The 12,752-nt window shown below is 66.9% G+C and carries 11 protein-coding genes; 3 read left to right on the top strand and 8 right to left on the bottom strand.

Features of this window, described 5'->3' with window-relative positions; genetic code table 11:
* Window positions 1-109: 109 nt before the first annotated feature.
* Window positions 110-964: a mechanosensitive ion channel family protein gene (locus CNE_RS23950; protein ID WP_013952868.1), complete on the top strand. Its 855-nt coding sequence runs from the start codon at window positions 110-112 to the stop codon at window positions 962-964.
* Between the two features lie 19 nt (window positions 965-983).
* Here the strand turns inward: CNE_RS23950 and CNE_RS23945 are convergent, their stop codons facing one another.
* Window positions 984-2,189 carry a Bcr/CflA family multidrug efflux MFS transporter gene (locus tag CNE_RS23945; protein WP_013952867.1) on the bottom strand — a complete coding sequence of 402 codons (1,206 nt, stop codon included), beginning with the start codon at window positions 2,187-2,189 and terminating at the stop codon, window positions 984-986.
* Between the two features lie 386 nt (window positions 2,190-2,575).
* On the opposite strand from CNE_RS23945, the gene CNE_RS23940 reads away from it, so the two are divergent.
* Window positions 2,576-3,163 carry a hypothetical protein gene (locus CNE_RS23940; protein WP_049800639.1) on the top strand — a complete coding sequence of 196 codons (588 nt, stop codon included), beginning with the start codon at window positions 2,576-2,578 and terminating at the stop codon, window positions 3,161-3,163.
* Window positions 3,164-3,270: 107 nt separating this feature from the next.
* On the opposite strand, the gene mdoH is transcribed toward CNE_RS23940, so the two are convergent.
* From mdoH to CNE_RS23925, 3 genes are all read right to left on the bottom strand, one after another.
* Window positions 3,271-5,883, bottom strand: a complete 2,613-nt coding sequence (mdoH, locus tag CNE_RS23935) for a glucans biosynthesis glucosyltransferase MdoH (RefSeq protein ID WP_080569588.1) — start codon at window positions 5,881-5,883, stop codon at window positions 3,271-3,273.
* A complete protein-coding gene (locus CNE_RS23930) occupies window positions 5,856-7,451 on the bottom strand; it encodes a glucan biosynthesis protein G (protein ID WP_041228861.1) in 1,596 nt (531 codons plus the stop codon). The genes mdoH and CNE_RS23930 overlap by 28 nt, the downstream gene beginning before the upstream one ends.
* A gap of 367 nt (window positions 7,452-7,818) precedes the next feature.
* Window positions 7,819-8,190, bottom strand: coding sequence for a hypothetical protein (locus tag CNE_RS23925; protein ID WP_013952863.1), 372 nt, complete (start codon window positions 8,188-8,190; stop codon window positions 7,819-7,821).
* A 201-nt stretch (window positions 8,191-8,391) separates the two neighbouring features.
* Between CNE_RS23925 and CNE_RS23920 the strand changes: the two genes are divergently transcribed.
* Window positions 8,392-8,823: an RT0821/Lpp0805 family surface protein gene (locus CNE_RS23920; RefSeq protein ID WP_013952862.1), complete on the top strand. Its 432-nt coding sequence runs from the start codon at window positions 8,392-8,394 to the stop codon at window positions 8,821-8,823.
* A 29-nt stretch (window positions 8,824-8,852) separates the two neighbouring features.
* Here the strand turns inward: CNE_RS23920 and CNE_RS23915 are convergent, their stop codons facing one another.
* The 4 genes from CNE_RS23915 to ribB form a co-directional block, all read right to left on the bottom strand.
* Window positions 8,853-10,508 carry a mechanosensitive ion channel family protein gene (locus CNE_RS23915; protein WP_238553132.1) on the bottom strand — a complete coding sequence of 552 codons (1,656 nt, stop codon included), beginning with the start codon at window positions 10,506-10,508 and terminating at the stop codon, window positions 8,853-8,855.
* Between the two features lie 444 nt (window positions 10,509-10,952).
* Complete coding sequence (locus CNE_RS23910; protein WP_013952860.1) at window positions 10,953-11,186, bottom strand: hypothetical protein; 234 nt, start codon at window positions 11,184-11,186, stop codon at window positions 10,953-10,955.
* Window positions 11,187-11,361: 175 nt separating this feature from the next.
* Window positions 11,362-11,949, bottom strand: a complete 588-nt coding sequence (locus CNE_RS23905; protein WP_013952859.1) for a surface-adhesin E family protein — start codon at window positions 11,947-11,949, stop codon at window positions 11,362-11,364.
* Between the two features lie 105 nt (window positions 11,950-12,054).
* Window positions 12,055-12,738 carry a 3,4-dihydroxy-2-butanone-4-phosphate synthase gene (gene ribB / locus CNE_RS23900; protein ID WP_013952858.1) on the bottom strand — a complete coding sequence of 228 codons (684 nt, stop codon included), beginning with the start codon at window positions 12,736-12,738 and terminating at the stop codon, window positions 12,055-12,057.
* Window positions 12,739-12,752 lie beyond the last annotated feature (14 nt).

Here is a 12,752-nt window from a genome sequence, read left to right as displayed (position 1 = left end):
CCCATGTATTGCGCCGCAACAGCGCGCAGGGCTAGCACATCGCTGCCGGCTGAATCGGGGGATGTTGTGCCGGCGGCCGGCCGGACACCAACATTAAAGGACTACGCCGATGGATGCCACTACCTTCGATAACCTCAAGGCCCTGGTTGTCACCTACGCGACGGAATTCGGGGTCAAGATCCTGGCGGCCCTTGCCTTCTGGGTCATCGGCCGCTGGCTGATCCACTTTGTCGTGCGCATGGTGCAGAACGCGCTCGGCAAGCAGCAGGTCGATCCCACGCTGCTGCGCTATGTCGGCTCGATCGTCACCGTGACGCTGAACGTGGTGCTGGTGATTGGCATCCTCGGCTACTTCGGCATCCAGACCACGACCTTTGCCGCACTGATCGCCGCCGCTGGCGTGGCCATCGGCATGGCTTGGTCGGGGTTGATGGCGAACTTCGCTGCCGGTGCGTTCCTGGTGGTGCTGCGCCCGTTCAAGGTAGGAGACTTCGTGACAATCGGCGGCGTCACCGGCACGGTGCGCGAGATCGGCCTGTTCGCCACCTCGCTCGACACGCCAGACAATGTGCAAACCGTGGTCGGTAACAACAAGATCTTCAGCGATACCATCCAGAACTTCACGGCCAACCCGTACCGGCGCGTCGAACTGAAAGCGCAGCTTGCCGGCAGCACCGACACTGCCCATGCGGCAGCGCTGCTGAAGACCCGCATCGCGGAGATCCCCAACGTGCTGGCCGAGCCCCCGATCGACGTCGAGATCCTGGAGTTCACGCTGGTCGGCCCGGTGCTGGCGGTGCGTCCGCACTGCCACAATGACCACTACTGGCAAGTCTATTTCGATACCAACCGCATCATCCGCGAGAGCTTCGGCCAGGCCGGCTATGCCGCACCGATGCCGGCGCAGATGGTGGTGGTGCAACAGGCTGCCGCCCAGCAAGCCACCGCGCAACAGGCCGCCTGACGACGGCTCGCAGCCGGTGTCAACGGGGGCCTGAGCGCCCGTAGTAGCGCATCAGCACCGCGCCTGCACCGCAGGCCGCCATCACCACGCCCAGCGGCAGCGCGGTGCCGTCGCGCCACAGGCTGACGGCCGCGCCGCCCAGCGTGCCGAGTGAAAACTGCAGCGTGCCCATCAGCGCCGAGGCAGTGCCGGCGCGATGGCCCTGATGGGCGAGCGACAGTGCCGACGCATTCGGCGATACGCAACCGAGCGCGCCGATAAAGACGAAAAATCCCGCCAGCAGCACCGGCAGCACCGCCACGCCTGCAAGCGCGGCAAAAGCGAGCGCCAGGCCCGCCGCGCAGGCCGCCAGCAGCGCGCCCCCGAGCACCTGATCGAGCGAGCGGCCGCGCACCAGCCTGGCGTTGAGCTGCGACATCGTGATCAGGCCCAGCGCATTGGCGCCGAACACAAAACCGTAGTGCGACGGCGCGATGCCGTGCAGCTGGATCAGCACGAACGGCGACCCGGAGATATACGCGAACATGCCTGCCGAGCCGAAACCGGCAGACAGCGAGTAGCCGAGGAATTCGCGATCCCGCAGCAGCTCGGCATAGCTTTTCGCCACGGTGCCGAGCCGCAGCGGCGCCGCATGGCGCCGGTCCAGCGATTCTTCCATGCGCAGGTGGACCAGCAGCAGGATCAGCATCCCGGCCGCCGCCAGCACCCAGAAGATCGTGCGCCAGCCCGATACCGAGAGAATGCCGCCACCGACGATCGGTGCCAGGATCGGCGCAACCCCCATCACCAGCATCAGCGACGAGAAAGCGCGCGCCGACTCATGCGCCTCAAGCCGGTCGCGGATTACCGCGCGTGCCATCACCATGCCGGCGCAGCCGCCCAGCGCCTGCAGGAAGCGCCACAGCATCAGCGACTCCACGCTGCGTGCCAGCGCGCAGCCCACCGCGGCGGCCACGTAGAGGCACAGGCCGACATAGAGCGGCGGCTTGCGCCCGAAGCGGTCGCTGAACGGCCCATAGAAGGCCTGCCCCAGCGCCAACCCCACCAGGAATGTGCCGAGGGTCAACTGCACCTGGCCGATGTCCACGCCGAGATCGCCAGCCAGCGACGGAAAACTCGGCAGGTACATGTCGATCGACAACGGCGCGATCGCCATCAGCGAACCGCAGATCAGCAGCCAGGCAGGAAAGCGCGCGGGAGAAGCCGCGCTGGTGGAACGGGGCATGGAAAGTATCCGGGGGAACGGCGTTGTCACGCACGGCCAGCCTGCTTGCGGCCCGAGCCTGCAACCCGTGAAAAGGCGCAATTGTTGCACAGCATAACGAAGGCGGTACGGTCCTGGCGTGCAGGGTTTTGAAACAGTCGTTCAGAAAAACTGCCCTGCCTAAGTCGGGTCCGATGGTGCTGGCGAAGTTGGCGCTATTGGTGAATAGTGAGGTCAGGTCATTTGCGATCACGGCAGCGCGAATCGGCGCTGCAGATGCCCTTGCCGGGTGGCGCGGCTTTCACCTGCGGCAAGGTGGAGGGTACAATGCCAGCCTGTCGGCGCAAGCCACACCGTCGGCCACGCAGAGACGGACGACAGTATCGGTCCCGGCAACGTTAGCCTGCATGAGAATACGACACACGCCGCTTCCCGCTTCGCTAGGCCCGGCCGCACTCGCGGCTGCGCTGCTGTTGCCGCTGCCCCAGCCCGGCAACGCCGCGCCGGTGCAGGCGCGCAATGTCGCCGCCTCGGCGCCGGCCCCCGCGATCGATGAGGCCGACCCGCTGTCACGCATGCTCAAGGGCGCTGCCACTGGCCAGAACACCGGCGCCGCCGGCGTGCCCGAATTGCTGCGCAACACCACACGGCCCGACAACGTACTGGCACGCGCCTGCCGCCAGCTCAACGACGCCCTGCCGATCGAAATCGACGGCGAAACGCGGCTGCGCCGCTGCCAGTCGATCCCCGGCAAGCATGTGCTGTTCCAGCTGGAGCTCACCAACTACCGCGGGCCGATGCTGGACCTGGCCAGCTTCGAGGTCAACTACGCCGCGCCGCTGCAGCGCAATATCTGCGCCAACCGCGACGTCGAGATCCTGACCAAGCTTGGCATCAGCCTGATGTTCAGCTACATGACGCGCAAGGACCGTGGCGAGCGCCGCATCGGCGATGTCTACATCAACGCGCCCATCTGCACGGCGGCGCTGCGCTAGCCAACACAAACAAGAATCGATTGCAATTGACGCGTGACGGCACGCCGCCCGCACAAAAGAAAGACGGCCCGCAGATGCGGGCCGTTCTCGTTTTGCGTCAGTCCCGCTCAGGCAGCGCGCGGACGCAGCGGCAGCACGTTGGCCGCGCGCCGCACCAGGATGCGCGTGTCCTTCCAGCCGGCATCGGCCAGCGGCGAGCCCCATACCAGTTCATGCAGGCGTGCCAGTGCAAACGGATTGCCCAGCAGCACATGCTTCTGCGCGGGGGTCAGCGCGCGCGGGCCATGCGTGAGCGCATGCTCGACCAGGGCCTCATGGCGCCTGCGGGCCGATTCCGGCTGCACCACGCGCGGCGTGGCGGTCGCGCACATCAGCGCATTGGTAACCGGGTCCACCACGGCGTCGACAAAGTCAGGCGTTTCGGCCGCGGCTTCGACATGCTGTTGCGTCTCGACGATTTCCCGCGGTACCTGCGTCTCCTCAGGGATCATGAAGAGGCCCGCATTGCGCGAGGCACGACCGAACGACACCCGCGACAGCATCACCGACAACGGGATCGACAGCGCCAGCGAGCCCACGATCGGCAACAACCACAGCACGTAGGACGGGTTCAGCCAGTACACCAGACCACCCCAAGCCAGGCCCAGCGCGGTGTGCCAGCCGTGGCGGCGGAACGCTTCGCCCCAGGTGGTCTCGGTGTCTTCGCGCGGGGGCGACTTCCACGAGATGCCCCAGCCGCTGTATGCGGCGATCACGAACTTGGTATGGAACAGCATGCGCGTGGGCGCCAGCAGCGCGGACAGCAGCACCTCGATCAGCATGCTGGCAATCAGCTGCACCGCCCCGCCATAACGCCGCGCCTGCTTCATCAGCAGCACCACGCTGGCCAGCTTGGGCAGGAACAGCAGCGTGGCCGTGGCAGAGAACAAGGCCAGCGCCTTCTCCGGATGCCATTCGGGCCAGGTCGGGAATAGCTGGTATTGCTGCGTGAAATACTCCGGCGGCACCAGCGCATGCTTGGCCAGCATCGCCGTGGACAGCAGCAGGAACAGCAGCCACAGCGGCGCCGACAGGTAGGCCATGATGCCGGTCAGGAACACCGCGCGGTGCACCACGTGGAAGCCCTGCTTGAGCCACAGCCGGAAATTCATCAGGTTGCCCTGGCACCAGCGGCGGTCGCGCTTGACCTCGTCCAGCAGGTTGGGCGGCAGTTCTTCGTACGAGCCTTCCAGGTCGTAGGCGATCCACACGCCCCAGCCGGCACGGCGCATCAGCGCGGCTTCGACAAAGTCGTGCGACAGGATCTCACCCGACAGCGGGCCGCGGCCGGGCAGCGGCGCCAGCGCGCAGTGCTCGATGAACGGGTGCACGCGGATGATGGCGTTATGGCCCCAGTAGTGCGATTCACCCAGCTGCCAGTAATGCAGGCCGGCCGTGAACAGCGGCCCGTACACGCGCGTGGCGAACTGCTGCACGCGCGCGTACAGGGTCTCGCGGCCCACTGCCAGGGGGGCGGACTGGATGATGCCCGCGCCGGGGTTGGCTTCCATCAGCCGTACCAGCGTGGCCAGGCAGTCGCCGCTCATCACGCTGTCGGCATCGAGCACCACCATGTAGCGGTACTTGCTGCCCCAGCGGCGGCAGAAGTCGGCCACGTTGCCGGTCTTGCGCTTCACGCGGTGGCGGCGCCAGCGGTAGAAGATGCGGCCGAAGCCGCCGACGGCGCGGCACAGCTCCATCCACGCGTCATGCTCGGCGGTGCGCAGGTCCGGATTGCCGCTGTCCGACAGCACGATGAAATCGAAGTTGGACAGGTGACTGGTGCGCGCCAGCGATTCATAGGTGGCGCGCAGCCCGGCGAACACGCGCGTCACGTCCTCATTGCAGATCGGCATGATGATCGCGGTGCGCGCCTCGGGCGCGATCGGCCCGTCGGGCGCGGCCGAGCGCGAGATCAGGTGGCGGTCGCCGCCCTTGGCCAGCACCAGGAAGCCCATCATCGCTGTCCAGAAGCCGGCCGACACCCATGAGAACAGGACGGCGAACAGCACCAGGATGGCGATCTCGAGCGGATCGGCGCCATGGTACGGCAGCACATTGCTCATGAAGTACGTAGCCAGCACGGTCTGGATCACGACCAGGCCCAGCAGGAACCAGCGGCGGTGCGAGCCAGCCGGATGCCATTTGCCTTCGGCATCGGGACCGTCGTGCAGCGTGTCCCAGGTCTCGGGCACGGGTGGGCGGCCCAGCATGTGGCGCCAGGTATTGCGCAGCCAGCCGGTGACGATATGCGGCGGCCACTGGCGCGGCACCATCGAGCTGCGCTCGGGCTCGGGGCCGGTGTCGACCTTCACGGTGCCGTCTTCGCGCCGCTGCAGCAGCGGTGCGCCATCCACCTGGGGATTGCCGTATGCCATCGTGAAACGCCGGCCGACGGAGGCGTAGGCACTGCCGCCTTGCGCGGGCGGCGTGTCCTTGGCCGCCAGGCGCGACTGCAGGCGCGTGATCGCGTCCTGCGCATCGCGGCCGTCGGCGGTAACGGCGATCACGGGGGCAACGGATGCCACGGGCGTGACCGGTGCGACCGGCGTCGCGGGCGCGCCGTCCGCCAGCAGTTCGCTGCGCACTTCAGGCGATACCGGCAGGCGGTCGACATAGCGCTCGCATGCCGCCGCCTTGGCCGGTCGCTGCTTTAGCCTGGGGGTAAGATGTAGCTCCATGTCTCGGATAGGGTTGTATTGCCGTTGCGAAGATAGCCGCGCAACTCAACCGGCTTGGTTTCGTCCTTGCGGCGCATCACCATGGTCATGCGCCAGCCGCCGGTCGCCTCATTGCGCTGCACCGACGTTTTCAGCAGCTCACCGTTGGCATCGGCCGAAACCACCGGGTCGATGCGCACGTTCGCCGGCAGCTTGCCGAAGGCCGGGCCTTCGAAGTCCACCACCAGCGAAAAGCTCGTGTCTTCCTTGTTGCGGGTCTGGCCCTGCCCCAGGCGGGTCTGGGTCACCCACGACAGCGGCGGCTGTTGTTCGCCGTCCTTCTGCCACAGCAGCCGGTACTCATAGTCGAAGGGTTGCTTCGGCTTGGGCGGGCTGTCCGGCACCCAGTACGCGACGATGTTGTCATTGGTCTCGTCCGGCGTCGGGATCAGCACCAGCTCTACCCGGCCCGAGCCCCAGTTGCCGCGCGGCTGCACCCAGCCACTGGGCCGGCGCTCATACCATGAGCCGATCTCCTGGTAGCTGTTGAAGGTGCGGTCGCGCTGCATCAGCCCGAAGCCCTGCGGATTGGTCGCCGCAAACGAGGTGACCAGCAAGCGCTTGGGATTGACCAGCGGGCGCCAGACCCATTCGCCGGTGCCCAGGTGGATCGACAGGCCGTCAGAGTCATGCACCTCGGGGCGGAAATCCTGCGCGGCCGACGGCTGGTTCTCACCGAACAGGAACATGCTGGTCAGCGGCGCCAGGCCCAGCTTGGTCACGTTCTCGCGCAGGTAGAGGCGAGACTTGACCTCCATCGCGGTCTCGGCGCCGGGCTTGATGGTGAAACGGTACGCGCCGCTCATGCGGCGCGAATCCATCAGCGCGTAGATCGTGATCTCCTTGGCATTGGGGCCGGGACGCTCGATCCAGTATTCGACAAAGCGCGGGAACTCCTCGCCCGAATTGAGCGCGGTGTCGACCGCCAGGCCGCGTGCCGACAACCCGTACCACTGGTCCTTGCCCAGCGCGCGGAAATAGCTCGCGCCCAGGAACGACGCCAGCTCATCCTTGCGCTTGCCCTGATTCAGCGGGTACAGGATGCGGAAGCCTGCATAGCCCAGGCCCTTGAGCTTGCCGGCATCGACCTTGTGCGGGCCGTAATTGAACGCGGACGGGTCGAAGCGGAATTCACGCACGCTGTCGCCCACCACTTCATGGATACGCACGGGCTGGTCAAACACCATGCCCTCGTGGAAGAACGACAGCTCGAACGGCGAGCGCGTGCCGCGCCAGGCAAAGCGCTCGGGCTTGTATTCGATCTCGCGGTAGCGCTCGTATGACAGCTCGCGCAGCTCGCGCGGCAGGTTCTGCGGCGGCGCCTTGTAGGGCGAGGCCGCCAGCTGGCGCGCGCGCGCAGCCACGGTGTCGAAATCGAACGCATGGGCGGCCATGGCACACAGCGCCAGCGTACTGCCACCAAGCCAGGCTGCGATCCGCACACCCGCCCGTGCCGCGCGGCGGGCCACCGGCCCGGCGGCGGGCAAGGTATGGGTAACGGACAGGCGTGGCGTGGCGATCTGTGACATGTATGCCAGGGTGAGCGGTTGAATCGGGGTGACCGGCATCGGCGGTCGGAACGAAGGACGACACAGCAAGAGACGGGCCCGGCGCCGAGTGGCGAGACCCGGACACGAGGCAGACGGCCCGCGGGGCACTGTGTCCGGTTTGTTGCGATGCGCAATAAACCATAACAATTCGAGACGCGGAAGTCACGTTTCGATCACGCAAGGTTTGAAACAAAATGTTGGCCAGGTTGCCCGAAAGCCGCTCCGGACAAGGCTTTGCGGGCGCCGGGGTCACACGGCCGCAAGCCCCGGCGAGGCCAACGCCTGCCGGCTGTGGGAATCTGGTTGAGATCGGGGCCGGCCGGCAGCCGGCCCCTTTAATACAGTGTTACTTTTTAGCCCCTTCGCTGTACGGATCGAACTTGCCGCTCTTGGCGCCTTCGGAATACGGATCGAACTTCCCGCTCTTCATGCCACCCTGGCTGTATGAGTCGAAGGACTTCTGCGCGCCGCCCTGGATCGGCTCCATCTGGTCAGGGCGGGCACCCGGGTTCAACGAGGTCACGTTGTCGCTTTTTGCGCCATCCGAGTACGGGCTGAATTTGTCCTGCTTGGCACCATCGGAGTAGGGACTGAACTGGTCTTGCTTGGCGCCGTCGGTGTAGGGATTGAACTTGTCGGCCTTGCTTGTGGTCTGGGCGTGCAGCGTGCCGAATGCGCAGGCAAGTGCCAGGCCGATGGTCAGATAGCGCAGCTTCATGGGATCTCCTCTCGCGGGGGGAAAGGCGCTTGCCGTGCAAAGCGCACAGCAGGCTCCGCTGCCGGCCAACGCGAAGCGCGGGGGCAACAATCAACGCTAGGTCAGCGGCTGGCACGTGTCAACCGCACCGCGCGCTGCTGCGGCGCTGCATTGCGCTTACAATGCCACCCAAATGCCACCACGAAGCCACAAGGAATCGTCATGCTGCCTCGGCCATCCGACCCTACCGCCAGCCCTGTCCGCCCTGCCCTGCGCGCCGCCGTCACTGGCGCGCTTGGTGCCGCCCTGCTGTTTGCCGCGGCGGCACCGGCGCAGGCGTACTTCGACAATTACCTGAGCGGCACCATCATCGGCACGCTCAACGACAAGGAAGGCGCGTCGCTGGCCAAGTCAGTGCGCACGGCACTGAACGATACGGCCGACGGCAAGACTGTTGAATGGACGTTCCCCGCGGCGGGGCGGCGCCAGCAGATCGACGGCACCATCACGCCGATCGAAAGCAAGACCGACAAGGGCCAGCCCTGCCGGCGCCTGAAGTCCGATCTCAAGCGCGGCAGCGCTGAAGAGCATTGGAGCGGGTGGTTCTGCAAGCAGTCCAACGGACAATGGAAGTCGCGCCAGGTGGCTGACTAAGCGGCGCTGATCGCTCGCGCAGCCGGCGTTCATGCCGCGCGCGACGGCGCGCGATGCGGCCGCGCTGCCGGATCGACCTGCGGCGACCCTGGTTCCTCGTACCACCTGGTCCCGGGCACGTAGACGGTCTTGTCCGGCTGCGCCATGAAATGCGGCGACATGATCTGCACGCCGTGGGTGTTGAACTGGTCCTGGATCGCCGCGTGCAGCGCCGACAGCGCGTAGAAGCGATTGCGCGGATGGTCCAGCGCGCAGAACAGTTCGTACTCGACATAGAAGTCGGACAGCCCCCGCTGCAGCACGAATGGCGTGGGCGACGGCACAATATGCGCCGATTCGCCGGCGGCTGCCAGCAGCATCGCATGGACCTGCCGCCAGGGCGTGTCGTAGCCGATCGTGACCGAGGTCGAGATCAGCGCAGCGTGCCAGCCTTCCTGCGCGCGGGGATCACGCACGCTGCCGTGGCGGGTGTAGTTATGGATGGCACTGCCGACCACCACCGCGTTGGGCAGCGTGACCTCTTCATTGCGCAGGTTGATCACCTTCACCGAGAGCGCGTCCAGCGAGGCAACGGTGCCCACCGTATCGCCGATGCAGACCATGTCGCCGCGCCGCAGCGCACGCGAATACACCACCACCATGCCGCTCATCAGCTGGTTGACCACATTGGCCGATCCCAGCGTGACCATGAAGCCGAGCAGCACCGACAGCCCCTTGAAGACATCACTCTCCGAGCCCGGGATATAAGGGTAGGCAAAGGTGAAGCCCAGCGCCCAGATCACCACCGCCGCCAGCCGCCGCGTGGCGCCCGCGGTTTCCGGATGCATGCCGGGCACCGTGATCTGGCCTTTCTGCACCGCCTTGAACATATTCGACACCAGCCGCTGCACCGCGCGGGTAATCAGCAGGATCACCGCCACCGTGACCAGGCCCGGCACCGACGACACCATCGACAGCGCGATCTGCGACAGCAAGCCGACGATAAACGCGCCCATGCGGTCGCCCATGGGCTGGGTCAGCGGAAACTGCTCGAGCGCAAACTCCAGCCAGGCAAAGGCCAGCACCAGCACCAGCCCGATCGCCAGGATCTGCACGATGCGGGCAACCAGCTGGTAGAGCGCGCCGGTCCAGTCGAACTGGCCGCCGACGCGCTGCGCCAGGTGCCGCTCCAGTGCCACCTGCAGGCGGGCGCGCAGGGCCACGCCGGCTCGCGCCACACCCCATGTCAGCGCGGCCAGCACGGCCAGGCCGAGCAGGCTCAGCGCGGCACCGCGCAGCAGGTTTGGCCAGTGCAGGTGCGCGCGCCGTGCGGCAATGGCCTGGCGCAGACCCGCCGCGGTGCGCGTTGCGGCAGCTTCAAGCGTAAGGTGGTCCTCCGGCGAGAGGTCTTGCGAGGTCAGCGCGAACAAGAGCCGGTCCCCCAGCCGATAGGCGACCATCGGCACGTCGCCGACCGTGCCGCTGACCTGTCCGAGGGGCAGTGCCAGCTCGCTTTCCGTCAGGTCGTTGAACACCAGTTGCGCGCGCGAGACGCGCATGGCCGGGGTGGCACCCGCAATCTCGGCGCGCATGGTGGCGATGGGCCGGTCCATCAGGCGCAGCTCGACCGCGGCCCCGCTGCGCACGGCAATCGGAGCCTGCACGGCCGCGACCTCGGACACCGGCGCGGCCAGGCTGGCTTGCATCCACAGCGCGCCTATCATCCAGCCTAGTCCCGCCATCCAGAATGCCGTCAATCGCCGCCACCGCCGCCACACCGCTAGCGCTGCCATAAGACCGCTCCCGTCCGAGTTGGCCTGTGCCGGCGCGAGGGCTCCACGCCCTGCCCGGCACGATGCCCGCAAGCATAGCGTGCGGCGGCGCAGGCGCAAAGCCGGCGCGGCGGCGGCCGCTTGCGGCAGCGGACAAAAAAGAGGAGGCCGAAGCCTCCTGTTGCGATCCGCCCGACATGCCCGGCTTTATCCCCCCGGAAGACACGCAACGCGTGCCGCAGGGCTGTCCTGCGCGCGGCGGGTCCGCGCCATGCAGGCACGGCCGGCCATTATTTGCGTGGCGGCATGGCAGTCACGGACGCAGCCTGCATCCCCGCTTGCCGGGGAGCCGTGCGCCCGCCGCCATCGTCAGCGCGCTCAGGCGCCTTTGTTCTTCGTCGGATCCTTGGCCGCAGGCGCGTGGCTCTTCTTCTTGGTGCTGGTCTTCTTGGCCTTGGCCTTGCCGCTGTCTGCCTTGGCCGGCGCGGCCTTGTCAGTCGACGCTGCCGCCGGCGTGGCCGGGGTGGCAGGCGTCGCCGGAGTCGCAGGCGTCTGCGCCATTGCGCCCGCACCAAACATTGCCATCGACAGCATGACGATCCATTTCTTCATTTCCGTCTCCTCATTTGCCCTGCAGATAGGTATGGCAGGGATGCCTGCCATGACTGGCGCTTCTGGCTCGCGGCCTGTCACCAGCATCAACGAGGAAGGTTCGCGCGCCGTTGACCGGGACAAACCCTGATAGGGAGATGGATAGGGAGCCTTGGATCGCCGGCCGCCGCCAGGCTTACCTGCACAGCTTGCGCAGCAACTCTGCGGCAATCGTGCCGGGGCCAGCGACCTGGAAGGTGCCGTACTGCGGCGCGCGGATCGTATAGAGCGAGTCGCCGCGCGCAAAGCGCTTGCTGTAGAGCGTCTGCTCGACCACGGCGAACATGGACGTGGCGCAGTTCAGCACCATGCGCTTGAGCGACGAGCGGATCGGCTCGCCGCTGGCGGTGCGGATCACGCCCGACGGTGAGTTGCGCATCACCACCACGCCGACTTCGGTGCCCTGGCGGCGCACCGCGGACTGGTCGAAATAGGAAACCACGCCATTGGCACCCATCAGGGGAAGCCATCGCTGCGGATCGGGGGCGGCGGGATCGGGTGCCGCGACCAGCCGGCAGCCTTCCCTGGGCGTGGACCGGAATACCGTGCCGGTGCCGGTGACCTGGCACTCATACAGGCCAGCGGCGGCAGCCGGGCGGGTGGTGCTGGAGGGAACGGGGGACGGTGCCGGCACGGCGCTGCCTTCGGCATGCGCCAGCGGTGCGGCCAGTCCAAGCAGGCAGCCAGCAAACGTGGCTGCGTGCCTAAAAATGCGGAACATCATGGAATTGCCCTCATATAGACGGGAAAAAGCGATCCGCATTGTCGCACAGGAAGCACACATCCCGGCGCGCTTGCATGCCGGAAATGCGTGCAGGCGACGACTTTTTTAGTCGCGCAGGCGCCGCCAGGCCACCAGGTCCTCGATGGTCAGCACCGGCAACTGGTACATCTCGGCAAAGGCCAGCGCCTCCGGCCGGCGTGCCATGGTGCCATCCGGGTTCATCAGCTCGCACAGCACCGCGGCCGGCGACAGGCCTGCCATGCGGGCCAGGTCGACCGAGCCCTCGGTATGGCCGCGGCGCACCAGCACGCCGCCGTCGCGCGCCACCAGCGGAAACACATGGCCCGGGCTGACCACCGCATCGGTGCCCGCGTCCCCGGCAATGGCGGCGCGGATGGTGGTGATGCGATCGGCGGCGCTGACACCCGTGCTGACGCCTTCGCGGGCCTCGATCGATACCGTGAAGGCGGTGCCGTACTGGCTGCGGTTGTGCTCGACCATCGGCCGCAGGCCGAGGCTGCGCACCTTGTCTTCAGTCAGGCACAGGCAGACGATGCCGCTGCATTCGCGGATCATCATCGCCATGTTGGCGTTGGTCAGGCGCTCCGCGGCCAGGATCAGGTCGGCCTCGTTCTCGCGGTCGTCATCGTCGAGCAGCACGACCGGGCGGCCTTCGCGCATGGCCTCCAGCGCCTGCGCGATGCGCGCGGCCAGGGAACGGGGGTCGGCATCGGCGGCAAGATCCGCGGACACTTCGGGTACAACAGCTTCGGTGGAAAGGCTAGACATGAAACGCTCCTTGT

It is taken from the genome of Cupriavidus necator N-1 (assembly GCF_000219215.1).
GTDB lineage: Bacteria > Pseudomonadota > Gammaproteobacteria > Burkholderiales > Burkholderiaceae > Cupriavidus > Cupriavidus necator.
Note: the sequence above shows the minus strand (reverse complement) of the source record. Positions and strands in the feature narration are given on the sequence as shown.